General features: G+C 38.1%; 1 protein-coding gene. It reads left to right on the forward strand.

Features of this window, described 5'->3' with window-relative positions:
- A partial coding sequence (locus MWU65_RS17615; RefSeq protein WP_247079978.1) for an alpha-N-acetylglucosaminidase N-terminal domain-containing protein occupies positions 1–378 on the forward strand: 378 nt, incomplete at both ends.

Consider the following 378-nt stretch of genomic DNA (forward strand, 5'->3'; position numbering starts at 1 on the left):
TTATGGCGGCTGAAGACGTTCTTATACGAACCTTGGGACCCGAAAAGGCTTCTAAATTTATTTTCACCTACATTGAAAATGATTCCTTAGATTCTTATGCAGTTAAAATAGAAAACAATAAGGTATTGATAACAGGAAATTCCCCAACTACGTTGACCCGTGGCGCCTATGATTATTTGAAAAAAGGCACAAACTCTATGGTAAGTTGGTCTGGCAAACATCTGAATATACCAGAGGAATTGCCCGTACTAGAAATGAAAGCCACTTCTCCTTATAAAAATAGATATTATTTAAACGTTTGTGCTTTTGGTTATTCAACACCCTATTGGACTTGGGAACGTTGGGAGCAAGAAATAGATTGGATGGCCTTGCACGGTA

The organism is Cellulophaga sp. F20128 (genome assembly GCF_023015805.1).
Lineage (GTDB): Bacteria > Bacteroidota > Bacteroidia > Flavobacteriales > Flavobacteriaceae > Cellulophaga.